At 54.0% G+C, this 23,961-nt stretch carries 18 protein-coding genes and 1 riboswitch; of the genes, 10 read left to right on the top strand and 8 right to left on the bottom strand.

Translation table 11 applies throughout. The annotated features are described in order from the left end of the window. The first annotated feature begins 108 nt into the window (after positions 1-108). Both metF and katG read left to right on the top strand, forming a co-directional pair. On the top strand, positions 109-999 hold the full coding sequence (gene metF / locus OLG56_RS20805; protein WP_000007507.1) for a methylenetetrahydrofolate reductase: 891 nt from the start codon (positions 109-111) through the stop codon (positions 997-999). Positions 1,000-1,163: 164 nt separating this feature from the next. Continuing rightward, positions 1,164-3,344 (top strand): catalase/peroxidase HPI, encoded by a 2,181-nt coding sequence (gene katG / locus OLG56_RS20800; RefSeq protein ID WP_000108114.1) that lies wholly within the window; start codon positions 1,164-1,166, stop codon positions 3,342-3,344. A gap of 106 nt (positions 3,345-3,450) precedes the next feature. Here the strand turns inward: katG and gldA are convergent, their stop codons facing one another. From gldA to argE, 6 genes are all read right to left on the bottom strand, one after another. Continuing rightward, positions 3,451-4,554 carry a bifunctional L-1,2-propanediol dehydrogenase/glycerol dehydrogenase gene (gldA, locus tag OLG56_RS20795; protein WP_000374038.1) on the bottom strand — a complete coding sequence of 368 codons (1,104 nt, stop codon included), beginning with the start codon at positions 4,552-4,554 and terminating at the stop codon, positions 3,451-3,453. 11 nt (positions 4,555-4,565) lie between these two features. Beyond that, entirely contained in the window at positions 4,566-5,228 is a 663-nt protein-coding gene (gene fsa / locus OLG56_RS20790; protein ID WP_000424861.1) for a fructose-6-phosphate aldolase, read from the bottom strand. 254 nt (positions 5,229-5,482) lie between these two features. Continuing rightward, positions 5,483-6,319 carry a helix-turn-helix transcriptional regulator gene (locus OLG56_RS20785; RefSeq protein WP_000274595.1) on the bottom strand — a complete coding sequence of 279 codons (837 nt, stop codon included), beginning with the start codon at positions 6,317-6,319 and terminating at the stop codon, positions 5,483-5,485. 160 nt (positions 6,320-6,479) lie between these two features. Next, the gene (locus OLG56_RS20780) at positions 6,480-8,213 is read right to left on the bottom strand and encodes a phosphoethanolamine transferase CptA (RefSeq protein WP_001192092.1); all 1,734 of its coding nucleotides are present in this window, start codon (positions 8,211-8,213) and stop codon (positions 6,480-6,482) included. A gap of 210 nt (positions 8,214-8,423) precedes the next feature. Continuing rightward, on the bottom strand, positions 8,424-11,075 hold the full coding sequence (ppc, locus tag OLG56_RS20775) for a phosphoenolpyruvate carboxylase (protein ID WP_001005549.1): 2,652 nt from the start codon (positions 11,073-11,075) through the stop codon (positions 8,424-8,426). Between the two features lie 391 nt (positions 11,076-11,466). After that, the gene (gene argE, locus OLG56_RS20770) at positions 11,467-12,618 is read right to left on the bottom strand and encodes an acetylornithine deacetylase (protein ID WP_000800208.1); all 1,152 of its coding nucleotides are present in this window, start codon (positions 12,616-12,618) and stop codon (positions 11,467-11,469) included. An 88-nt stretch (positions 12,619-12,706) separates the two neighbouring features. On the opposite strand from argE, the gene argC reads away from it, so the two are divergent. The 4 genes from argC to oxyR all read left to right on the top strand — a co-directional run bounded on the left by argC (position 12,707) and on the right by oxyR (position 17,190). Then, positions 12,707-13,711: an N-acetyl-gamma-glutamyl-phosphate reductase gene (argC, locus tag OLG56_RS20765; RefSeq protein WP_000935336.1), complete on the top strand. Its 1,005-nt coding sequence runs from the start codon at positions 12,707-12,709 to the stop codon at positions 13,709-13,711. A gap of 7 nt (positions 13,712-13,718) precedes the next feature. Continuing rightward, complete coding sequence (gene argB / locus OLG56_RS20760) at positions 13,719-14,495, top strand: acetylglutamate kinase (RefSeq protein ID WP_086776771.1); 777 nt, start codon at positions 13,719-13,721, stop codon at positions 14,493-14,495. 117 nt (positions 14,496-14,612) lie between these two features. After that, positions 14,613-15,989 carry an argininosuccinate lyase gene (gene argH, locus OLG56_RS20755; protein ID WP_061377444.1) on the top strand — a complete coding sequence of 459 codons (1,377 nt, stop codon included), beginning with the start codon at positions 14,613-14,615 and terminating at the stop codon, positions 15,987-15,989. A gap of 283 nt (positions 15,990-16,272) precedes the next feature. Then, positions 16,273-17,190 carry a DNA-binding transcriptional regulator OxyR gene (gene oxyR / locus OLG56_RS20750; RefSeq protein ID WP_001025919.1) on the top strand — a complete coding sequence of 306 codons (918 nt, stop codon included), beginning with the start codon at positions 16,273-16,275 and terminating at the stop codon, positions 17,188-17,190. On the opposite strand, the gene sthA is transcribed toward oxyR, so the two are convergent. Continuing rightward, on the bottom strand, positions 17,173-18,573 hold the full coding sequence (sthA, locus tag OLG56_RS20745; RefSeq protein ID WP_001120789.1) for a Si-specific NAD(P)(+) transhydrogenase: 1,401 nt from the start codon (positions 18,571-18,573) through the stop codon (positions 17,173-17,175). The two genes, oxyR and sthA, sit on opposite strands and share 18 nt — an antisense overlap. A gap of 198 nt (positions 18,574-18,771) precedes the next feature. On the opposite strand from sthA, the gene fabR reads away from it, so the two are divergent. Together fabR and OLG56_RS20735 are read left to right on the top strand one after the other, a co-directional pair. Then, positions 18,772-19,407, top strand: a complete 636-nt coding sequence (gene fabR, locus OLG56_RS20740) for an HTH-type transcriptional repressor FabR (protein WP_000971958.1) — start codon at positions 18,772-18,774, stop codon at positions 19,405-19,407. Positions 19,408-19,422: 15 nt separating this feature from the next. After that, positions 19,423-19,782 (top strand): YijD family membrane protein, encoded by a 360-nt coding sequence (locus tag OLG56_RS20735; protein ID WP_000813838.1) that lies wholly within the window; start codon positions 19,423-19,425, stop codon positions 19,780-19,782. Positions 19,783-19,828: 46 nt separating this feature from the next. Here the strand turns inward: OLG56_RS20735 and trmA are convergent, their stop codons facing one another. Then, on the bottom strand, positions 19,829-20,929 hold the full coding sequence (gene trmA / locus OLG56_RS20730) for a tRNA (uridine(54)-C5)-methyltransferase TrmA (protein ID WP_000186979.1): 1,101 nt from the start codon (positions 20,927-20,929) through the stop codon (positions 19,829-19,831). 114 nt (positions 20,930-21,043) lie between these two features. Beyond that, positions 21,044-21,236, top strand: a riboswitch (cobalamin riboswitch). Positions 21,237-21,302: 66 nt separating this feature from the next. Here trmA and btuB point away from each other — a divergent pair. Next, on the top strand, positions 21,303-23,147 hold the full coding sequence (gene btuB / locus OLG56_RS20725) for a TonB-dependent vitamin B12 receptor BtuB (protein WP_207011593.1): 1,845 nt from the start codon (positions 21,303-21,305) through the stop codon (positions 23,145-23,147). After that, positions 23,092-23,943, top strand: coding sequence for a glutamate racemase (gene murI / locus OLG56_RS20720; RefSeq protein WP_000201804.1), 852 nt, complete (start codon positions 23,092-23,094; stop codon positions 23,941-23,943). The genes btuB and murI overlap by 56 nt, the downstream gene beginning before the upstream one ends. Positions 23,944-23,961 lie beyond the last annotated feature (18 nt).

Raw genomic sequence — 23,961 nt, 5'->3', positions numbered from 1 at the left:
TTTTCAGTTGACGTCCTTCTGCTTTTCCGTCATTTTTACATCTGGACGTCTAAACGGATAGATGTTTACAACACAACAAATAATAACATGCGATTGATGAGGTAAGGTATGAGCTTTTTTCACGCCAACCAGCGGGAAGCCCTGAATCAGAGCCTGGCGGAAGTACAGGGTCAGATTAACGTTTCGTTTGAATTTTTCCCGCCGCGCACCAGTGAAATGGAGCAAACCCTGTGGAACTCCATCGATCGCCTGAGCAGTCTGAAACCGAAGTTTGTTTCGGTAACGTATGGCGCCAACTCCGGGGAGCGTGACCGCACCCATAGCGTTATTAAAGGCATTAAAGAGCGTACTGGGCTTGAGGCCGCGCCGCACCTTACCTGTATTGACGCCACGCGCGATGAACTGCGCACCATCGCCCGCGACTACTGGAATAACGGTATCCGCCACATTGTCGCTTTGCGCGGCGATTTGCCGCCGGGCAGCGGTAAGCCGGAGATGTACGCCGCCGATCTGGTTGGTTTGCTCAAAGAGGTGGCCGATTTCGATATTTCAGTAGCGGCCTATCCGGAGGTACATCCGGAAGCGAAAAGCGCGCAGGCCGATCTGCTTAATCTGAAGCGTAAAGTGGATGCTGGCGCTAACCGCGCGATAACCCAATTTTTCTTCGATGTGGAAAGCTACCTGCGTTTTCGCGACCGCTGTGTTTCTGCCGGTATCGACGTAGAAATTATTCCCGGCATTTTACCAGTGTCTAACTTTAAACAGGCGAAAAAATTTGCCGATATGACCAATGTCCGCATTCCGTCCTGGATGTCACTGATGTTTGAGGGGCTGGATGATGACGCAGAAACCCGCAAGCTGGTGGGCGCTAACATTGCGATGGACATGGTGAAAATTTTAAGTCGCGAAGGAGTGAAGGATTTCCACTTCTACACGTTGAATCGTGCGGAAATGAGTTATGCCATTTGCCACACACTTGGCGTAAGACCGGGTTTATAACCTCCAGCTCCCTGCCGGGAGCTTTATTACACCTCATATTGATCTACATCTCTGTAACTAAAAATATAAAAGGTATTAGCTATCGAATCTGTGGATTAATTCAACTATATCTATTTGCTCCTGGTGTATATCGTAACGGTAACACTTCAAAAGGGAGCTGAGATATGAGCACGACCGACGATACCCATAACACGTTATCCACTGGAAAATGTCCTTTCCATCAGGGGGGGCATGACCGAAGCGCAGGCGCAGGGACAGCCAGCCGCGACTGGTGGCCGAACCAGCTTCGTGTGGATCTTTTGAATCAACATTCCAACCGTTCTAACCCGCTGGGTGAAGACTTTGACTACCGCAAAGAGTTTAGCAAGTTAGACTACTCCGCCCTGAAAGGGGATCTCAAGGCGCTGCTGACCGATTCACAACCGTGGTGGCCCGCCGACTGGGGCAGCTATGTCGGTTTGTTTATTCGTATGGCCTGGCATGGCGCTGGCACCTACCGTTCTATTGATGGTCGTGGTGGCGCGGGTCGTGGTCAACAGCGTTTTGCGCCGCTTAACTCCTGGCCGGATAACGTCAGCCTGGATAAGGCGCGTCGTTTGTTGTGGCCGATTAAGCAGAAATATGGCCAGAAAATTTCCTGGGCCGACCTGTTTATTCTGGCGGGTAACGTGGCGCTGGAAAACTCCGGCTTCCGTACCTTCGGTTTTGGCGCCGGGCGTGAAGATGTCTGGGAACCGGATCTGGATGTGAACTGGGGCGATGAAAAAGCCTGGTTGACTCACCGACACCCTGAAGCGCTGGCAAAAGCGCCGCTGGGCGCGACCGAGATGGGCCTTATCTACGTTAACCCGGAAGGGCCGGATCACAGCGGCGAACCACTTTCTGCCGCCGCCGCTATTCGCGCTACCTTTGGCAATATGGGGATGAACGACGAAGAAACCGTGGCGTTGATCGCTGGCGGGCATACCCTCGGTAAAACCCACGGCGCGGCAGCGGCATCCCATGTAGGGGCCGATCCGGAAGCCGCGCCGATTGAAGCGCAGGGCTTAGGTTGGGCCAGCAGCTATGGTAGCGGCGTTGGCGCGGATGCTATCACCTCCGGTCTGGAAGTGGTCTGGACGCAGACGCCGACCCAGTGGAGCAACTATTTCTTCGAGAACCTGTTCAAATATGAGTGGGTACAAACCCGTAGTCCGGCTGGCGCTATCCAGTTTGAAGCGGTAGACGCGCCGGATATCATCCCGGACCCGTTCGATCCGTCGAAAAAACGTAAGCCAACCATGCTGGTCACCGACCTGACGCTGCGTTTTGATCCGGAGTTCGAGAAGATTTCCCGTCGTTTCCTTAACGATCCGCAGGCCTTTAATGAAGCCTTTGCTCGTGCCTGGTTCAAACTGACGCACAGAGATATGGGACCAAAAGCGCGTTACATCGGACCGGAAGTGCCGAAAGAAGATCTGATCTGGCAAGATCCGTTGCCGCAACCGCTCTATCAGCCAACGCAGGAAGACATTATCAACCTGAAAGCGGCGATCGCTGCATCCGGGCTTTCTATTAGCGAGATGGTTTCGGTTGCCTGGGCATCTGCGTCTACTTTCCGCGGCGGCGATAAGCGTGGCGGCGCTAACGGCGCGCGTCTGGCATTAGCGCCTCAGCGCGACTGGGAGGTCAACGCCGTTGCGGCTCGCGTTCTGCCGGTATTAGAAGAGATCCAGAAAACGACGAATAAAGCCTCGCTGGCCGATATTATTGTGCTGGCGGGCGTGGTTGGTATCGAGCAGGCGGCCGCTGCTGCGGGTGTCAGCATCAGCGTACCTTTTGCGCCGGGCCGGGTGGATGCGCGTCAGGATCAGACCGACATCGAGATGTTCTCGCTGCTTGAACCGATTGCCGATGGATTCCGTAACTATCGTGCGCGTCTGGATGTGTCGACGACCGAATCGCTGTTGATTGATAAAGCGCAGCAGTTAACGTTGACCGCGCCGGAAATGACGGTACTGGTTGGCGGGATGCGTGTGCTGGGAACCAACTTTGACGGCAGCCAGAACGGTGTCTTTACCGACAGACCGGGCGTGCTCAGCACAGACTTCTTCGCTAATCTGCTGGATATGCGTTACGAGTGGAAGCCCACCGACGACGCTAATGAGCTGTTCGAAGGCCGGGATCGTCTGACTGGCGAGGTAAAATACACGGCAACCCGCGCCGATCTGGTGTTTGGTTCCAACTCTGTACTGCGCGCGCTGGCGGAAGTTTACGCGTGTAGCGATGCGCACGAGAAGTTTGTGAAGGACTTCGTCGCGGCATGGGTGAAAGTGATGAACCTGGACCGTTTCGATCTGTTGTAAATCTTATGCCGGATGACGCTAACGCTTATCCGGCCTACCGTCTCATATGCCCACCGGGCAAAAAAATCCCCGCGCAATTGCGGGGATTTTTCATTGCAAGCCGACCTTATTCCCATTCCTGCAAGAAGCGTTGACCGTACTGGTCGGCGACCAGCAGCGCGGCGTACACTTCATCCGGCGTTGCGCCGCCAGGCATGTTATGAATAGTTTCACCTTCTGCGCAGGAGGCTTCCGCGACGGTGCGCATTTTTGCCGGAATATCCTGTTTAATATCCAGTTGCGCCAGCGTAATCGGCAGGCCAACGGAATGGCACAGCGCCGCAACGGTTTCGATTTCTTCGACCGGCGCGTTTTCCAGCACCAGTTGCGTCAGCGTACCGAAAGCGACCTTCTCACCGTGATAATAGTGGTGCGCATCCGGAATCGCCGTTAAACCGTTATGAATCGCGTGTGCTGCGGCCAGACCGCCGCTTTCAAAACCGACCCCGCTCAGGTAGGTGTTGGCTTCGATGACGCGTTCCAGCGCTGGCGTGACGACGTGCTGTTCGGCGGCCAACATGGCTTTTTCGCCTTCTTCGATCAGCGTGTTATAGCATAACTCCGCCAGCGCCAGCGCGGCCTGTGTACACTTACCGCCCGCCATTGTGGTGGCGCCGCTGCGTGAGCAGGCGCGCGCTTCAAACCAGGTCGCCAGCGCATCGCCGATACCGGCTGCCAGCAGACGCGCCGGCGCGCCCGCCACTATCTGCGTATCGACAATGACCATATTCGGGTTATGCGGCAGCAGCAGATAACGGTCAAACTCACCGGCATCCGTATAAATAACCGAGAGCGCGCTGCACGGTGCGTCGGTAGAGGCGATGGTCGGCGCGATAGCGACCGGGACGTTCATAAAGTGCGCCAGCGCTTTGGCGGTATCCAGCGTTTTACCGCCGCCGATACCCAGTACGGCGCCACACTGACTTTTTTCGGCGACGGCGCGCAGCCTGTCGATCTCATTTTGCGAACATTCGCCGCTAAACGGGGCGATTTCTACTGACAAACCGGCATCCGTCAGGCTTTTGCGCAGCGTCTCTTCGGCAAATCCCAGCACGAATTTATCGCCCACAACCAGCCAGTTGTTCGCCATTGGTTTTAAATAATCGCCAAGACGCGCGATGACGTTTGCACCCTGAATATACTTACCTGGTGACTGAATAATGCGATCCATACATTTCTCCCCTACAGGTTCAGATTACCAAAAGCGTTTTTCCAGTCTTGCTCAAACTTCTCTATTGCTGACTCTACCGCAGGCGTATTGAGCATTTGTTGCGCTACATCTAAAGGAAGGGTAATCGCCTGGCAACCTGCCAGTAAGCAATCCAGCGCCTGCCGCGGCGTTTTAAAACTGGCCGCCAGTACCATGCTGTCGGGCGCGTGATGTTCCAGTAGCGTTTGCAGCTCCTGAACCATACGAATGCCATCGCCGCCCTGCGCATCAACGCGGTTGACGTAGGGAGCGACATATTTTGCGCCCGCCAGCGCCGCCAGCAGGCCCTGCGATGCGCTGTAGACGGCGGTGCCCAGCGTCACGATGCCTTCTTTTTTCAGCAATTTAATCGCTGCAAGACCTTCGGCGGTCACCGGAATTTTAACCACAATGCCGGGGATGGCGTTATTCAGCCGTTTGGCTTCTTCCACCATCCCTTTTGCGTCGCGGCTCATGGTCTGCGCAAATAAAGTGCCTTCTTCGCCGATGGCGTTTTGCAGCCTGGGCAGCACATCCCAGATAGGTTCTTTGCTGGCTGCCACAATGCTTGGATTGGTGGTGACGCCGGCAATCGGGAAAATGCGCGCCAGACGTTCAACTTCCGCCACGTTAGCGGTATCCAGATAGAGTTCCATAGTCTTTCTCTTCGTGAGTTTTCGTTATGGACAGGATAAAGGAGCGTGACCCGGATGCGCTATGTGACAAATCTGCCAAAAACTGGACAAATGTGATGTGCTTGGCAAAGTGTGATTTACTTCACGAGTTGGTGATGATTAACGTATAACGTGCTGTTGTATGCCATGTGGGGGAGTGAGGTTTTTGCATTGATATTACAATAATCCAGTAAATGCGCGTTTTATCTACTGTATTCTCTTTATTGGCGTGTGGATTATTTCTCCGTTAGCTGGCTGTGATACTGGCGGCGATACTCCGACGGCGAGCGTTCCGTATTTTTGCGAAACAGGCGGCAGAAATAGTTACTGTCGACAAAGCCGCAGCGGTGCGCCACCTCTTTCACTTTCAGGTCATAACCCTTCAGCAACGTTTTGGCGTGTTCCAGTCGCGTATGGTTCAGGTATTCGTTAAAGCCGATGGCCCCCGTTTTCTGGAACAGGTGCGAGAGGTAATTTGGCGAGATATAAAACGCCTGTGCTACCGATTCGCGCGTCAACGGCGCGGCGTAGCGTTCATCAATATACTCCCGAATGGCTTCAAAAAGCGCGCGGCTGCGGGAGGCGGTCTGGATTTGGCTGCCGAGCAGATCGCGGCAATGGCTTAGTAGGCTGGCGACAATCAATCTGGCCGTTTGCTGCTCTTGCGGCTGCATCTGCATCTCATTAAGCGTTTGTAACAGGAACGAGCCTATACGCGGGCCGCGGCGCGCAACGTGCTGTTTCGTGAGGTTTTGATGCTGCTGACCATCCCAGTGGACTACGCTGAAACCTAACTGCTGTTTGCCAAACAGAATGCTCAGGGTGGTGACGGGCGTTTGCCACTGCGGGATGTTCCAGCCGCCAGCCGGAACGTAGAGAACATCGCAAGGAATGAGCGGGGCGGTAATGCTCATGTCAGTAAGCTCGCCCTCCAGCACAATCTCCAGCCGCGGAAAATCCACCTGGTACGCTAGTTCCGGCGCTGGGCCGCTGGCGCTGGCAAAATAAATCTGGCGCAGCGGCAGCGGACCGTTGATGAGACGGGAGAGAAGGTGGCTGACGTCGTGATACATGATAATCCCCTGCCGATCGCAAACAGAGGAAACAGTAACGTCGAAAACCGATGTCCTCAAGCGATTATTGCCGGATAGCGGCGCTTTGCGCCTTATCCGGACTACGGGAGAGAAGCACGCCAGGCCCGATAAGCGTTAGCGTTATCGGGCAGCATACAGGCTATTGATTACCGACCTGATCGCCATACGGCAACGTATCATAATCAATCAGCGCGTTTTTCTTATACGGGTTGCCAATCCAGCGCGTGGTCTCTTTGAACTGCGGGTTGGTGATGGAACGCGTCGGGTCGTAACCATCATAGGTCAGGCCCGCTAAGTCCGACCAGGTATGGATAAGCTCGGAACTGCTGTACTTACGATCGACATCCTGTGAGAAGTCGCGCGGATGCGCTGCCTGCCATTTCTCTGAGGTCCACAGCAGGAACGGCACCGTATACATATGACGGGTTGGCGAATCTTCGTTTCGTCCCTGCGTCTTATGCGGCGGCGTGTCATACACTTCTTCACCGTGATCGGAGAAGTAGAGCAGGAAACCGTTCGGATCGGTCGCTTTATAGTCCTTAATCAGGCTGGCGACAACATAGTCGTTATACAGATTCGCGTTGTCGTAATCGTTATACGACTCCAGTTCGTCGCTGCTTAATCCCGGCGGAACATGGTCGGTTTTACCATCAAACTTGCCTTGGTTTTCTGGATAGCGGAACTTGTATTTAATGTGCGTTCCCAGCAGATGCACAATAATGAATTTTTTCGGCGCCGGGTCGGCTAACACCGCTTTAAACGGCGCCAGCACGTTGCTGTCATATTCGCGTGCGCTTTGAGTGCGCTGCTGGTTCATATAGAACTGCTTATCAGTCTGCTTAGAGAACACGGTCAGCATGGTATTACGCGCCGTCATCGTCTGCTGGTTAGTGATCCAGAAGGTTTTATACCCGGCCTGTTTCATCATATTCATCAACGATGGCTTCGTCAGATACCAGTCCGGGTTCTTTTCGTCCGCGAACGTTAGCGCCTGTTGCAGAATCTCAATGGTGTACGGTCGCGAAGTTACCACGTTATTAAACACGGTCAGCCCGGGGTCGGTTTTATGCAGCGCGTCCAGTTCCGGCGTGGTTTCACGCGGATAACCGTACAGGCTCATACGGCCACGCTGGGTCGATTCGCCAATCACCAGTACTAGCGTGCGTGGCGCATCGCCGGAGTGGTCCTGGAAGTTAGCCAGCGGCGGCAGGGCATCGTTTTCATTCAGCAGTTTATTCAGCGAGGCGAGCTGTAAACGGTACTGATAGTAGCCAGTAATAAATTGCCACGGCGCGGCGGGCTCCATTCGTGACGCCAGGCTATCCAGCGTTTTCTCCATCGACTTATGCTTGATAAAGGTATTCATTGCGATGGGATGGAGGATCAGCCCGTACAGCAGGGCAAACGACACCAGATAACGCCAGGGCGATGGAATATAAACCGGGCGCAGACGTGTCCACAGCAAAATCGCCGCCACCGTATAAGCCAGCGCGACAAGAACAATTTTCAGACTGAAATATTGGCTTAAATATTCGCTGGCTTCATTGGCGTTGGTTTCAAACATCACAAACAGCACGCTTTGCGAGAACTCCTGCCCGTAGATTACGTAATAGCTCAGCGCCGCCAGCGAGGCGGCCCAAAGTACGACGCCAATAACGGCAGCAATAACCCGGATGCGGCCTGGAAACAGAAAGACCGGGATCAGCCACAGTGAGCTGTACAGTAGCGAATCCCGCAGACCGTTTGTCCCACTGTATCCGGTGAGATAAATAATGGCCTGCAGGAGGGTGGAAAAGAACCAAAAGTAGAGCAGTGCCCAGCCCAGGGCTTTCCAGCTAAACGCGGGTTTAGTCTGGAGTAATGTGGATTGCATAATGAGAGCCTGTCTTTAATCGTAGCGCCAAACGTAACGCCTGAACCTTAAAAGAATCTGAAGCAAACCTGCTTTATGCCGCACGTTTTGCTAAGAAAGATTTACAAATGCATAAAATGCAGACAGGAATATATTGAAAAAATGACGAGGATGACAGCAGTATTTCATGCCGCCCCCACATAACTGCGTGAGGGCGGCTTTCTTTTGGCGTTAGCCGGTGTTGCGCATACCGGCGGCGACGCCCGCAATCGTGACCATCAACGCCTGTTCGACGCGAGGATCGGGCGATTTGCCCTGCTCTTCAGTCAGACGGGAACGATACAGCAATTCGGCCTGCAACACGTTTAATGGATCGGTATAAACGTTTCTTAACTGAATGGACTCCGCAATCCACGGTAAGTCGGCCATCAGGTGCGAATCGTTGGCAATCGCCAGCACCACTTTAATGTCTTCTTCCAGCAGGTCTCGTAGCTCTTTGCCCAGCGGCCAAAGCGTTTTCGCAACCAGACGCTGATCGTAATAGTCGGCCAGCCACAGGTCGGCTTTCGAGAATACCATTTCCAGCATTCCAAGACGCGTGGAGAAGAACGGCCAGTCGCGGCACATGGCTTCCAGTTCGCTTTGTTTACCGTCTTCCACCACTTTTTGCAGCGCAGTACCCGCGCCCAGCCAGGCTGGCAGCATCAGGCGGTTTTGCGTCCAGGCGAAGATCCACGGAATCGCGCGCAGCGATTCGACGCCGCCAGTTGGACGACGTTTCGCCGGACGTGAGCCGAGCGGCAATTTGCCCAGCTCTTGCTCCGGCGTCGCGGAGCGGAAGTACGGTACAAAGTCTTTATTTTCGCGCACGTAGCCGCGGTAGGTTTCACAGGAGATCACGGAAAGCTCATCCATAATATGACGCCAGCTGTCTTTCGGTTCCGGCGGCGGCAGCAGGTTTGCTTCCAGAATTGCGCTGGTGTAAAGCGAGAGGCTGCTGACGGTGACTTCCGGCAGGCCGTATTTGAAGCGGATCATCTCGCCCTGCTCGGTCACGCGCAGACCGCCTTTCAGACTGCCTGGCGGTTGCGAAAGCAGCGCCGCGTGGGCTGGCGCGCCGCCACGGCCAATAGAGCCGCCGCGGCCGTGGAAGAGGGTGAGCTCGATGCCGGCTTTTTCACAAGTTTTGATCAGGGCGTCCTGCGCCTGATACTGCGCCCATGACGCGGCCATAACGCCGGCGTCTTTCGCCGAGTCGGAGTAGCCGATCATGACCATCTGCTTACCCTGAATCAGCCCGCGATACCAGTCGATATTCAACAACTGGGTCATCACGTCGTCGGCGTTGTTCAGGTCGTCGAGGGTTTCAAACAGCGGCGCGACCGGCATGGCAAAGCCGATACCTGCCTCTTTCAGCAGCAGATGCACAGCCAGCACATCAGACGGCGTTTTCGCCATTGAAATCACGTAGGCGGCGATCGACCCTTTTGGCGCTTCGGCAATAACCTTGCAGGTTTCAAGCACTTCGCGGGTATCGTTGCTCGGCTCCCAGTTACGCGGCAGCAGCGGACGTTTGGAGTTCAGCTCGCGGATCAGGAAGGCCTGCTTGTCGGCTTCCGACCAGCTTTCGTAGTCGCCAATACCAAGGTAGCGGGTAATTTCGCCCAGCGCTTCGGTATGGCGGGTGCTCTCCTGACGGATATCAATACGCACCAGCGGTACGCCGAAACACTTCACGCGGCGGAGCGTGTCGAGTAACTCGCCGTTGGCGATAATGCCCATGCCGCAGGCCTGTAACGACTGGTAGCAGGCGTACAGAGGTTCCCAGAGCTGCTCGTTTTGCGTCAGCAGGCCATCCGGTTTGGGCAGTTTCTCGCCTTTCAGACGCGCTTCCAGCCAGGACTGGGTCGCCATCAGACGGGCGCGCAATTTTTTCATCAGGTAGCGATACGGTTCAGACGCGCCTTCTTCGCCCACTAACGCCAGCAGCTCCGGCGTGGCGTCGACCATCGACAGTTCTGATACCAGAACATGAATGTCTTTCAGGAACAGATCGGTGGCTTTCCAGCGGCTTAACAAGAGTACGTGGCGGGTGATATCCGCCGTCACGTTCGGGTTGCCGTCACGGTCGCCGCCCATCCAGGAGGTAAAACGTACCGGCACAAAATCCACCGGCAATTTGTAGCCGAGATTTTCTTCCAGCTGTTCGTTCAGTTCACGCAGATAGTTAGGTACGCCCTGCCACAGGCTGTTCTCAACCACGGCGAAGCCCCATTTGGCTTCATCCACCGGGCTTGGGCGCTGCTTGCGGATCTCATCCGTATGCCAGGATTGGGCAATCAACTGGCGCAGGCGACGCATCACCTGGTGGCGTTCGTAGTCGGCGATATCGGTATTATCAAGCTGTTTCAGACAGTTATTGATTTCACCCATCTTGTGAATAAGCGTACGGCGGGTAATTTCTGTCGGGTGGGCGGTTAGCACCAACTCCAAAGACAGCGACTCTACCGCTTTTTTGATGGTTGCGTCGTTGAGGTCCGGTTGGTTTTTCAGTTTGCGCAGAGTGCGGGCAATCACTTCCGGGTTGCTGGCGGCTTCGCCTTTTGGCGAAATGCTGTGGTATTGCTCGGCAGTATTGGCCAGGTTCAGGAACTGACTAAACGCGCGCGCAACTGGCAGCAGCTCGTCATTAGACAAATTTTGTAGCGTGGTGAGCAGCTCCTGGCGATTAGCTTCATTGCCGGCGCGTGAAGATTTGGATAGCTTACGGATTGTTTCTACGCGATCAAGAATGTGTTCTCCCAGCGCATCCTTGATGGTTTCTCCCAGCACCTTGCCGAGCATACTGACATTACTACGCAACGCGGAATATTGTTCGTTCATATGATCCCAGACACCCCATCTCTGTTGTAATTGTCCTGCATCTTTCACGCTGCGGCGGCGTTGGCTGCGCTCTCCCACCCAGGTCACTTACTTATGTAAGCTCCCTGGGATGTGCTCGTTTGCCGTCTTGCCGCAACGCGAAATCTTTCGGACCAAGCTTTTTCACATCACTTCTCATCTTTATAAAGCCACGTAAAACCCGTGGCGTCAATTACTGCGAAATCGGTTCAGCAAACGAAAAAATGGCGGTAATTTATTAAAGTTAATTCGCATCGTGCCAAATAAGAAATGCTTATGAACATGTGGCGTAGAGACGCCGGATGGCGCTGCGCTTATCCGGCCTACAAGACGGGGGAGGCCCGGTAAACATCGTGTCACCGGGCAATATGCATTAATGCCAGCAAAAATGATGTACTACCTGGGTAATCAATTCCCGGGTTGGCTTAATAAAACGCGTTTCGAGATATTCATCCGGCTGATGCGCCTGATTAATTGAGCCCGGACCAAGCACCAGCGTTGGGCATAATGTCTGCATAAACGGCGCTTCAGTACAGTAGTTCACCACGTCGGTTTTTGTTCCCAACAGTTTTTCTACTACTTCAACCAGTTGGTGGTCCGGTGGACACTCGTAACCTGGAATCGGCGGATGTAATTCCGCCACCGTCAGGCGGCCCGGCCAGCGTTCGCTTACCGGGGCCAGCGCGTCGTTAAGCAGTCCATTAAGGTCGTTTAACGTCATGCCCGGCAGTGGACGAATATCCATATGCAATTCGCAGCAGGCGCAGATACGGTTTGAGGCATCGCCGCCGTGGATATGGCCCAGATTCAGCGTTGGATACGGAACGGTAAACGCCTCGTAGTGATACCGCGCTTTCAGCGAGTCACGCAGTTGCATGATATGGCCAATCGCATCGTGCATCAGTTCAATGGCGTTAACCCCACGCGCCGGGTCGCTGGAATGACCGGACTGCCCCAGGACGCGAACGACATTAGAGATATGCCCTTTGTGCGCGCGTATCGGTTGCAACGACGTCGGTTCGCCAATGATCGCGCAGTCCGGACGTAATGCCGTGGTTTCGGAAAAATAACGCGCCCCCGCCATGCTGGTCTCTTCATCGGCGGTCGCCAGAATGTAGAGCGGCTTTTTCAACTTTGTGACGTCAACGTCACGTAGCGCGTCCAGAATAAAAGCGAAGAAGCCTTTCATATCCGCAGTGCCCAGACCATAGAGCTTATTGTCGTGCTCGGTCAGCGTGAACGGGTCGCGCGTCCAGCGTCCGTCATCAAAGGGAACCGTGTCGGTATGGCCGGTCAGCAGCAAACCGCCCGCGCCATGTCCGGTGCTGGCGAGCATATTAAATTTGTTTCGCGTTCCTGGAACCGGTTGAACCTCTACGTTGAAACCAAGATCGCTGAACCAGCCTGCAAGCAAAGTGATTAAAGACGCATTACTTTGATCGAGGGATTCTTCGGTTGCGCTTATCGACGGTGTGGCAATCAGAGCGCGGTAAATCTCGATAAATGGCGGTAAAACGTTTTTCATTGTTGACACACCTCAGGTCATGATAGTATCAATATTCATGCATTAATTATGAATAAAAATACATTAACGTTGAGCATAAAGGAACCCGATGTTGAATACGCTGATTGTAGGCGCTAGCGGTTATGCGGGCGCAGAGCTTGTAAGCTACGTAAATCGCCACCCACATATGACCATAACCGCTTTGACCGTCTCAGCGCAAAGCAATGATGCAGGAAAGTTAATTTCTGATTTACATCCGCAGTTAAAAGGGATTGTCGACCTGCCATTGCAACCGATGTCGGATGTACGTGATTTTAGTGCAGATGTTGATGTGGTGTTCCTGGCGACAGCGCATGAAGTGAGCCACGATCTGGCGCCGCAATTTTTACAGGCCGGATGCGTCGTATTCGATCTTTCCGGCGCGTTTCGGGTAAACGATCGCGCCTTCTATGAAAAGTACTACGGATTTACTCATCAGTATCCTGAGCTGTTGGAGCAGGCGGTGTACGGTCTGGCGGAGTGGAATGCCGATAAACTGAACACGGCGAATCTGATTGCGGTTCCTGGTTGCTATCCAACCGCAGCGCAGTTGTCGCTAAAACCGCTGATTGACGGCGGGCTTCTGGATCTGACGCAGTGGCCGGTAATTAATGCCACCAGCGGGGTGAGCGGCGCGGGGCGCAAAGCGGCAATATCGAACAGTTTCTGTGAAGTGAGTTTGCAACCGTATGGTGTGTTTACGCATCGTCATCAGCCGGAAATCGCCGTCCATCTGGGCGCGGAGGTCATCTTCACCCCGCATCTGGGGAATTTTCCGCGCGGGATTCTGGAAACCATTACCTGCCGCCTGAAAGCGGGAGTAACCCATGCGCAGGTCGCCGACGTGTTGCAAAAAGCCTATGGCGACAAACCGCTGGTGCGCCTGTATGACAAAGGCGTTCCGGCGTTAAAGAACGTCGTCGGGCTGCCGTTCTGCGATATTGGTTTTGCCGTCCAGGGCGAACATCTGATTGTGGTGGCAACCGAAGACAACTTGTTGAAAGGCGCAGCGGCGCAGGCGGTGCAGTGCGCTAATATTCGTTTTGGCTTCGCTGAAACGCAGTCTCTTATTTAAGGGTGAAATGATGAATCCATTAATTATCAAGCTGGGTGGCGTATTACTGGATAGCGAAGAGGCTCTGGAACGTCTTTTTACCGCGCTGGTCAACTATCGTGAGTCCCATCAGCGTCCGCTGGTGATTGTTCACGGCGGCGGTTGCGTGGTGGATGAGCTGATGAAAGGGCTTAATTTGCCAGTGAAAAAGAAAGACGGCCTGCGCGTGACGCCTGCCGATCAGATTGGCATCATTACCGGCGCGCTGGCGGGAACCGCTAACAAAACTCTGCTGGCCTGGGCGAAGAAACACCATATCGCCTCTGTTGGTCTGTTTCTGGGCGATGGCGACAGCGTAAAAGTGACCCAACTCGATGAAGCGTTAGGCCACGTCGGGCTGGCGCAGCCGGGGTCGCCGAAGCTGATTAACATGCTGCTGGAAAACGGCTTTCTGCCGGTGGTCAGCTCCATTGGCGTAACAGACGACGGCCAACTGATGAACGTCAACGCCGATCAGGCGGCAACCGCGCTGGCGGCGACGCTGGGGGCCGATCTGATCCTGCTTTCTGACGTGAGTGGTATTCTGGACGGCAAAGGCCAGCGTATCGCCGAAATGACGGCGTCCAAAGCCGAGCAGCTTATCGACCAGGGCATTATTACCGACGGGATGATTGTGAAAGTGAATGCGGCCCTCGATGCTGCGCGGGCGCTGGGTCGCCCTGTGGATATCGCTTCCTGGCGTCATGCGGAGCAACTGCCGGCGCTGTTTAACGGCACGCCGATTGGCACGCGTATTCTGGCTTAACTATTTGTTCGCCCGATGGCGGCTGCGCCTTATCGGGCCTACGTGAACAGAAATTATAGGCCGGATAAGCGTAGCGCCATCCGGCAGTGAAATTCGAAGAATTTAAGGAAGTCTATTATGGCACTTTGGGGTGGGCGTTTTACACAGGCGGCAGACCAGCGGTTTAAACAATTCAATGATTCGTTGCGCTTCGATTACCGTCTGGCGGAGCAGGATATTGTCGGTTCTGTGGCCTGGTCCAAAGCATTGGTCACGGTAGGCGTACTGACTGCCGATGAGCAACGACAGTTGGAAGAAGCGCTGAACGTGCTGCTGGAAGAGGTTCGCGTGAATCCGCAGCAAATCCTGCAAAGCGATGCGGAAGATATCCATAGCTGGGTGGAAGGTAAGCTCATCGACAAAGTGGGTCAGTTGGGTAAAAAGCTGCACACCGGACGCAGCCGTAACGATCAGGTGGCGACGGACCTGAAACTGTGGTGCAAAGAGACGGTGAGGGAACTGCTTACCGCTAACCGCCAGCTACAGAGCGCGCTGGTGGAAACCGCGCAGGCGAACCAGGACGCGGTAATGCCGGGATATACCCATCTGCAACGCGCGCAGCCGGTGACTTTCGCCCACTGGTGTCTCGCGTATGTCGAAATGCTGGCGCGCGATGAAAGCCGCCTGCAGGACACGCTTAAACGTCTGGACGTGAGTCCGCTAGGTTGCGGCGCGTTGGCGGGAACGGCCTATGAAATTGACCGTGAACAATTGGCAGGCTGGCTGGGCTTTGCGTCTGCGACCCGCAACAGCCTGGACAGCGTGTCCGATCGTGACCACGTACTGGAACTGCTTTCTGATGCGGCTATCGGCATGGTGCATCTGTCACGCTTCGCGGAAGATCTGATTTTCTTTAATTCTGGTGAAGCGGGTTTTGTAGAGCTTTCTGACCGCGTGACTTCCGGTTCATCGTTAATGCCGCAGAAGAAAAACCCGGACGCGCTGGAGCTGATTCGCGGTAAGTGCGGTCGCGTACAAGGGGCACTAACCGGCATGATGATGACCTTAAAAGGTCTGCCGCTGGCGTATAACAAAGATATGCAGGAAGACAAAGAAGGGCTGTTCGATGCGCTCGATACTTGGCTTGACTGCCTGCATATGGCGGCGTTGGTGCTGGACGGTATTCAGGTGAAACGCCTACGTTGTCAGGACGCGGCGCAACAGGGGTATGCCAACGCCACGGAGCTGGCGGATTACCTGGTCGCGAAAGGCGTGCCGTTCCGCGAAGCGCACCATATTGTCGGCGAAGCGGTGGTAGAAGCTATTCGCCAGGGTAAGCCGCTGGAAGCGTTGCCGCTGGCCGATTTACAGAAATTCAGCCGCGTGATTGGCGACGATGTGTATCCGATATTGTCTTTGCAGTCGTGTCTGGATAAACGGGCGGCAAAAGGCGGTGTTTCTCCGCAGCAGGTGGCGCAGGCCATCGACGATGCCAGGGCGCGCCTCGCGTTATAAGCCTTATAAGCGTAGCGCCATCAGGCAATACTGCCCGGCTGAGCATCAGCGACGCCGGGCTTTTTTACGCAAAAAAAAGCGGACCAGAGGTCCGCAAAAGTTCACGTTGGCTTTAGTTATTTCGGGTTCGAGAGATACCCTCTGAACGGGCGGTGTCTTCAAGGGTTAAACGAGAAACCGCTCCGTTCTGTGATGTATTATTAATCAGAAAGGTTGATAGGGATAATCGTTCGTTGCTATGCTACCTATCGCCATGAACTATCGTGGCGACGGAGGATGAATAATGAATATTCGTGATCTTGAATATCTGGTGGCGTTAGCCGAACATCGCCATTTCCGGCGAGCGGCGGACTCCTGTCACGTCAGCCAGCCAACCCTTAGCGGGCAAATACGTAAGCTGGAAGATGAGCTGGGCGTTATGCTGCTGGAGCGTACGAGCCGTAAGGTGCTGTTTACCCAGGCGGGCTTACTGCTGGTGGATCAGGCGCGTACCGTACTGCGTGAGGTCAAGGTGCTCAAGGAGATGGCAAGCCAACAAGGCGAGACGATGTCCGGCCCGCTGCATATTGGTTTAATCCCAACAATTGGTCCCTATTTGCTGCCGCTTATCATTCCAATGTTGCACCAGACTTTCCCGAAGCTGGAAATGTATCTGCATGAGGCGCAAACGCATCAGTTGTTAGCGCAACTCGATAGCGGCAAGCTTGACTGCGCTATTCTGGCGCTGGTGAAAGAGAGCGAGGCGTTCATCGAAGTGCCGCTGTTTGATGAGCCCATGATGCTGGCTATTTATGAGGATCATCCGTGGGCGAATCGCGATCGCGTGCCGATGTCCGACCTGGCGGGCGAGAAATTGCTAATGCTGGAAGATGGCCACTGTCTGCGCGATCAGGCGATGGGGTTCTGTTTTGAAGCGGGAGCGGATGAAGATACCCATTTCCGGGCGACCAGTCTGGAAACGCTGCGCAACATGGTGGCGGCGGGCAGTGGTATTACACTACTCCCCGCGCTGGCCGTACCACAGGAGCGTAAGCGCGACGGCGTGGTTTATCTGCCATGCATTAAGCCGGAGCCGCGTCGTACCGTGGGGCTGGTTTATCGCCCGGGATCGCCGCTGCGTAGCCGTTATGAGCAACTGGCTGAGGCCATCCGTGGCGCAATGGATGGCCATTTCGACAAGGCGTTAAAACAGGCGGTTTAAGCCGTTCAACGCCGCAACCCGATAAGCTTCCGCCATGGTTGGGTAGTTAAAGGTGGTGTTAACGAAGTATTCGATGGTGTTACCGCCACCTTTCTGCTCCATGATCGCCTGGCCGATATGAATAATTTCGGCGGCGCGTTCGCCAAAGCAGTGAATCCCCAGAATTTCTTTGGTTTCGCGGTGGAAGAGAATTTTTAGCGTGCCGACGTTCATGCCGACGATTTGCGCTCGCGCCAGATGCTTAAACTGCGCGCGGCCCACTTCGTAAGGCACTTTCATTGCCGTTAACTGCTGCTCGGTTTTGCCGACAGAACTGATTTCCGGAATGGTATAAATCCCGGTGGGGATATCTTCGATAAGATGCGCGGTCGCTTCGCCTTTCACCAGCGCCTGCGCTGCAATACGCCCCTGATCGTAGGCGGCGGAGGCCAGACTGGGATAGCCAATCACGTCGCCCACCGCATAGACGTGCGGCAGGGCGGTCTGGTACATACTGTTGACTTTGAGCTGTCCACGGCTGTCTGTTTCCAGACCAATATTCTCCAGCGCCAGCGAATCGGTGTTACCGGTACGGCCATTAGCATAGAGCAGGCAGTCAGCCTTCAGTTTTTTACCGGATTTCAGGTGCATGATGACGCCATCATCGCAGCCTTCGATTTTCTCATACTCTTCATTGTGGCGAATAACCACGCCGCTATTCCAGAAATGGTAAGAGAGAGAGTCGGACATCTCCTGATCGAGAAAGGCCAGCAGGCGATCGCGGGTGTTGATCAGATCCACTTTCACATCCATACCGCGGAAGATGGACGCATATTCGCAGCCGATAACGCCGGCGCCGTAAATAATAACGTGGCGCGGTTCATGGTGGAGACTCAGGATTGAGTCGCTGTCATAAATGCGCGGATGCGAGAAATCCACATCATTGGGATGGTAAGGACGCGAACCACAGGCAATAACAAATTTTTCTGCCGTCAGGGTTTCAACCGTGCCGTCATGGCATTCCAGCGCCAGGGTATGTTCGTCAATAAAATGGGCGTTGCCCTGCAAGATTTCACAGTGGTTACGCTCATAAAACCCCTGACGCATACGCGTTTGTTGATTAATCACGTTATCGGCATGATTAAGGATATCGGCGAATGAAGAACGAAGAAGACGGGAGTGGTCGCTATAGAGCGGGTTTTGATTAAATTCAATAATGCGGCTGACGGCGTGGCGAAGGGCTTTGGATGGAATGGTGCCCCAGTGGGTACATCCGCCGCCAACGTTATGATAACGCTCAATCACCGCGACGCGTGCTCCTTGCTTAACCAGACCCATTGCAGCGCCTTCACCGCCGGGGCCTGACCCTATGACGACTGCATCATAATCCCAGGAATGTGGCATGGTATTACTCACCTGTTTTTATACATAAAATAAACACGATGATAACATTTGCCCAGCTTTAACCCAATTATCGTTGTGCTTTTTTGCGAAGCCGGAGCACAAACTGTCTGTAAACAATCATTCACAATCCAGTGTGAACCCGTTACTTTTATTCTCTGGTATAGTGCCGAATAAGGCATATGGAAGGATTCAGACATTGTGATGGGTGTTAGAGCGCAACAAAAAGAAAAAACCCGGCGTTCGCTGGTGGAAGCCGCATTCAGCCAACTGAGCGCTGAGCGGAGTTTCGCCAGCCTGAGTTTGCGTGAGGTGGCGCGTGAAGCGGGCATTGCGCCAACGTCGTTTTACCGTCATTTTCGCGATGTCGATGAACTCGGTCTGACGATGGTGGATGAAAGCGGTCTGATGCTGCGTCAGTTGATGCGTCAGGCGCGACAGCGCATCGCGAAAGGCGGCAGCGTCATTCGCACGTCGGTCTCCACATTTATGGAGTTTATCGGCAACAACCCCAACGCCTTCCGTCTGTTGTTGCGCGAGCGTTCCGGCACTTCAGCGGCGTTTCGTGCCGCCGTCGCGCGGGAGATTCAGCATTTTATTGCGGAACTTGCCGACTATCTGGAACTCGAAAACCATATGCCGCGCGCGTTTACTGAAGCCCAGGCCGAAGCGATGGTGACTATTGTTTTTAGCGCGGGCGCAGAGGCGTTGGACATCGGCGCTGAACAGCGTCGGCAATTAGAAGAGCGGCTGGTATTGCAACTGCGCATGATTGCGAAAGGGGCGTATTACTGGTATCGCCGTGAGCAAGAGAAAATAGCACATCATTCCGAATAACGTGAAGGACGAGTAATGAAACAGTCAGGTCAAGATAAAGGTACGCTGTTGCTGGCGCTCATCGCTGGCTTATCGATTAACGGCACATTCGCGGCGCTGTTTAGCGCTATTGTGCCGTTCTCCGTATTCCCGGTTATCTCGCTGGTGCTGACGGTATATTGCCTGCATCAGCGCTACCAAAATCGTACTATGCCGGTAGGTTTGCCGGGGTTGGCCGCCGCTTGTTTCATTCTTGGCGTTTTACTGTATAGCACCGTCGTGCGTGCAGAATATCCGGATATTGGCTCTAATTTCTTCCCGGCGGTGCTGTCGGTGATTCTGGTATTCTGGATTGGCTTTAAACTGCGTAACCGCAAGCAGGACACCGCGGAATAGTGTGCGAATGCCGGATGGCGGTATAACCGGCCATCCGACGTACATTTTACCTTGCGGTGAGTAATACCCCGCATTCCATATGATGCGTATACGGGAACTGATCGAATAGCGCCAGGCGAGACACCGTGTGCGTCTGGCTTAACGTTTCCAGGTTTTTGCACAACGTTTCCGGATTGCAGGAAATGTACAGAATACGTGGATAAGCCTGCACCATTTTTTCCGTTTCGCTGTCCAGACCGCTGCGCGGCGGATCGACAAAAATGGTTTCGCACTGATAGCGCTTCAGGTCGATCCCCTGCAGGCGGTTAAACTCACGAACGCCATTCATCGCCTGGGTAAACTCTTCCGCCGCCATGCGAATAATTTGTACATTATCAATATGATTAGCGGCAATATTGTACTGTGCGGCAGCGACGGACGGTTTGGCGATTTCGGTTGCCAGCACGCGGTCAAAATTGCGCGCCAGCGCTAAAGAAAAATTGCCGTTGCCGCAATACAACTCAAGCAGATCGCCTTTTGAGTCTTTCGTCACCTCCAGCGCCCACTCTAACATCTGAATATTCATGGCGGCGTTTGGCTGCGTAAAGCTGTTTTCGACCTGGCGGTAGATCATCTCTTTACCTGCCACAGGCAGACGCTCATCAATATAATCCTGATCCAATTCGATCTTGGTTTTAGTAGCCCGGCCAATCAGGTGTACGTTCAGACCTTGCGCGCGTAAAGCATCGCGTAACGCAGTGGCGGCTTCACGCCACTCTTCGTCCAGCTTCTTATGGTACAGCAACGACACTACCGCCTGGTTGCTCAAGGTCGTGAGATAATCGATCTGGAACAGCTTATGCCGCAGTGCATGATTATCGCGCACGCCGGCAATCATCGCCTTCATTAAGGTATTAATCAGTTGGCTGGCCGCCGGGAAGGTGTCAACGCGAATCCGGCTTTTGGTCTGCTGATCAAACATAATGTGGTACAGGTCATCGCCGTCATGCCACAGGCGAAATTCCGCACGCATACGATAGTGACTGACCGGCGAGCGAAATACTTCCGGAACCAGGCCAGAAAACGGCGCCATCATACTCTGCAAGCGCGCCACTTTTTCGGCCAGCTGCGCCTCATACTGTTCTGTCGGAAGATGTTCGGGGGTCATATCGCATCCTGAATAATAAAAGTACGCGGGGATTGTAGGGATTGCTCAGTGGATGTCCAGCTATTGATGATTTCTGATTTGTGATGCGCGGTCTGGACAGGGTGTTGTGACAGACGGTAGCATCCGTGGGCCGGTCCTGTGAGTTAATAGGGAATCCAGTGAAAATCTGGAGCTGACGCGCAGCGGTAAGGAAAGGTGAGATGAGAGCGTAAGCAGACACTGCCTCCGGCGGGAAGTCATCATTTCTGCTATCCAGCCAACGGATAACCCTCCAAGCCCGAAGACCTGCCGGCTAACGTCGCATCTGGTTTTTCATCATCGCGTACTATCGATGAAGCCTGCGGCATCCTTCTTATATTGTGGATGCTTTACAATGATTAAAAAAGCTACGCTGCTGACGGCGTTCTCCGTCACGGCCTTTTCCGCTTGGGCGCAGGACACTAGCCCGGATACCCTGGTTGTCACCGCCAACCGTTTTCAGCAGCCGCGCAGCGCGGTTTTGGCGCCCGTTACCATCGTGACGCGTCAGGATATTGAACGCTGGCAATCGACCTCCGTAAATGATGTTCTGCGCCGTTTGCCTGGCGTCGATATTGCGCAGAGCGGCGGCGCCGGACAAAACTCCTCCATTTTCATTCGCGGCACCAACTCCAGCCATGTACTGGTATTGATTGACGGCGTGCGTCTGAATTTAGCAGGCGTGAGCGGGTCCGCCGATCTCAGCCAGTTCCCGGTGTCGCTGGTACAGCGCATTGAATATATTCGCGGTCCGCGCTCCGCTATTTATGGTTCTGATGCTATCGGCGGCGTAGTGAATATCATTACGACGCGCGATAACCCAGGCACAGAATTAACCGCTGGGTGGGGAAGCAATAGCTACCAGAATTACGACCTCTCGACGCAACAGCAACTTGGCGAAAACACGCGGGCGACGTTGATCGGCGATTACGAATACACCAAAGGGTTTGACGTGGTAGCGAAAGGCGGTACCGGGATGCAGGCGCAGCCTGACCGGGACGGCTTTTTGAGTAAAACGTTTTATGGCGCGTTAGAACATACCTTTTCTGATCGCTGGAGCGGATTCGTGCGTGGTTATGGCTACGATAACCGTACCGATTACGACGCCTATTACTCGCCGGGCTCGCCGCTGATTGATACACGCAAACTTTATAGCCAAAGCTGGGACGCCGGGCTGCGCTTTAATGGCGAACGTATTCAGTCTCAGCTGGTTTCAAGCTATAGCCACAGTAAAGATTACAACTATGATCCGCACTATGGCCGGTATGATACCTCCGCCACGCTGGATGAGATGAAACAGTACAATGTTCAATGGACCAACAGTGTGGTCGTGGGGCACGGTAATGTTGGGGCGGGCGTAGACTGGCAGAAACAGACTACCACGCCAGGTACCGGCTATGTGCCCGAGGGATATGACCAGCGTAATACTGGGGTTTACCTGACAGGATTACAACAATTGGGTGACTTCACTCTGGAAGCGGCGGCGCGCAGTGATGACAACTCCCAGTTTGGTCGTCATGGTACATGGCAAACCAGCGCGGGATGGGAGTTTATAGAAGGTTATCGCTTTATTGCCTCCTACGGAACCTCCTACAAAGCGCCTAATTTGGGCCAACTGTATGGTTATTATGGTAATCCGAACCTGAATCCTGAAAAGAGTAAACAGTGGGAAGGCGCATTTGAAGGGCTAACCGCTGGCGTCAGCTGGCGTATTTCAGGTTATCGTAACGATATTAATGACATGATCGATTATGACGATCATCTGCAAAAATATTACAACGAAGGCAAGGCGCGCATTAAAGGTATTGAGGCGACGGCGAATTTCGATACCGGACCGTTAACGCATACGGTCAGTTATGATTACGTTGATGCGCGTAATGCGATTACTGATACGCCATTACCCCGGCGTTCCAAACAGATGGCAAAATATCAACTTGACTGGGACGTTTACGATTTTGACTGGGGGGTGACATATCAATACCTTGGTTCCCGCTATGATTCGGACTACTCCGCTTACCCATACCGGACGGTAAAAATGGGCGGCGTCAGTTTATGGGATCTTACGGTTGCATATCCGGTCACCTCACACCTTACAGTTCGTGGTAAAATAGCCAACCTGTTCGACAAAGATTACGAGACAGTTTATGGCTACCAAACTGCAGGACGAGAATACACCTTGTCTGGCAGCTACACCTTCTGAACCACGTCCCACCGTGCTGGTATTTGATTCCGGCGTCGGTGGATTGTCGGTCTATGATGAGATTCGGCGGCTCCTGCCGGATCTCCACTATATATATGCTTTCGATAACGTGGCTTTCCCCTACGGGGAAAAGAGCGAAACGTTTATCGTCGAGCGCGTTGTCGAGATTGTGACTGCGGTACAGCAGCGCTATCCCCTTTCACTGGCGGTGATTGCCTGCAATACCGCCAGTACGGTCTCACTTCCCGCATTACGTGAAAAGTTTGCCTTCCCGGTGGTGGGCGTTGTGCCTGCGATTAAACCAGCGGCGCGGCTGACCGCCAATGGCGTCGTCGGGCTACTGGCGACGAGAGCGACGGTCAAACGTCCTTATACTCACGAGCTGATTGCGCGCTTCGCCAATGAATGTCAGATAGCGATGTTGGGGTCGGCAGAACTGGTGGAACTGGCGGAAGCTAAATTACATGGCGATTCGGTATCGCTGGAAGAGCTGCGCCGCATATTACGCCCATGGCTACGAATGCCGGAGCCGCCTGACACGGTCGTTCTGGGGTGTACGCATTTCCCTCTATTACGGGACGAGCTTTTGCAAGTCCTGCCCGAAGGGACGCGGTTAGTGGATTCCGGCGCGGCGATAGCGCGTCGTACAGCCTGGCTGTTGGAACATGAAGCGCCGGATGCGAAATCAACCGATGCCAATATTGCTTATTGCATGGCAATGACGCCAGGAGCTGAACAATTATTACCCGTTTTACAGCGTTATGGCTTTGAAACGCTCGAAAAACTGGCGGTTTAATGGCGTTTTGGGTAAATA

Origin of the sequence: Salmonella sp. 2018103, assembly GCF_026247685.1 — a bacterium.
GTDB lineage: Bacteria > Pseudomonadota > Gammaproteobacteria > Enterobacterales > Enterobacteriaceae > Salmonella > Salmonella enterica.
The sequence above is the reverse complement of the archived record's forward strand: the minus strand, read 5'-3'. Positions and strand labels throughout refer to the sequence as shown.

Excerpts from the sequence above, each read along its gene's own strand:
- metF (WP_000007507.1), top strand. The coding sequence starts at position 109 with ATGAGCTTTTTTCACGCCAACCAGCGGGAAGCCCTGAATCAGAGCCTG.
- katG (WP_000108114.1), top strand. The coding sequence starts at position 1,164 with ATGAGCACGACCGACGATACCCATAACACGTTATCCACTGGAAAATGT.
- gldA (WP_000374038.1), bottom strand. The coding sequence starts at position 4,554 with ATGGATCGCATTATTCAGTCACCAGGTAAGTATATTCAGGGTGCAAAC.
- fsa (WP_000424861.1), bottom strand. The coding sequence starts at position 5,228 with ATGGAACTCTATCTGGATACCGCTAACGTGGCGGAAGTTGAACGTCTG.
- OLG56_RS20785 (WP_000274595.1), bottom strand. The coding sequence starts at position 6,319 with ATGTATCACGACGTCAGCCACCTTCTCTCCCGTCTCATCAACGGTCCG.
- OLG56_RS20780 (WP_001192092.1), bottom strand. The coding sequence starts at position 8,213 with ATGCAATCCACATTACTCCAGACTAAACCCGCGTTTAGCTGGAAAGCC.
- ppc (WP_001005549.1), bottom strand. The coding sequence starts at position 11,075 with ATGAACGAACAATATTCCGCGTTGCGTAGTAATGTCAGTATGCTCGGC.
- argE (WP_000800208.1), bottom strand. The coding sequence starts at position 12,618 with ATGAAAAACGTTTTACCGCCATTTATCGAGATTTACCGCGCTCTGATT.
- argC (WP_000935336.1), top strand. The coding sequence starts at position 12,707 with ATGTTGAATACGCTGATTGTAGGCGCTAGCGGTTATGCGGGCGCAGAG.
- argB (WP_086776771.1), top strand. The coding sequence starts at position 13,719 with ATGATGAATCCATTAATTATCAAGCTGGGTGGCGTATTACTGGATAGC.
- argH (WP_061377444.1), top strand. The coding sequence starts at position 14,613 with ATGGCACTTTGGGGTGGGCGTTTTACACAGGCGGCAGACCAGCGGTTT.
- oxyR (WP_001025919.1), top strand. The coding sequence starts at position 16,273 with ATGAATATTCGTGATCTTGAATATCTGGTGGCGTTAGCCGAACATCGC.
- sthA (WP_001120789.1), bottom strand. The coding sequence starts at position 18,573 with ATGCCACATTCCTGGGATTATGATGCAGTCGTCATAGGGTCAGGCCCC.
- OLG56_RS20735 (WP_000813838.1), top strand. The coding sequence starts at position 19,423 with ATGAAACAGTCAGGTCAAGATAAAGGTACGCTGTTGCTGGCGCTCATC.
- trmA (WP_000186979.1), bottom strand. The coding sequence starts at position 20,929 with ATGACCCCCGAACATCTTCCGACAGAACAGTATGAGGCGCAGCTGGCC.
- btuB (WP_207011593.1), top strand. The coding sequence starts at position 21,303 with ATGATTAAAAAAGCTACGCTGCTGACGGCGTTCTCCGTCACGGCCTTT.
- murI (WP_000201804.1), top strand. The coding sequence starts at position 23,092 with ATGGCTACCAAACTGCAGGACGAGAATACACCTTGTCTGGCAGCTACA.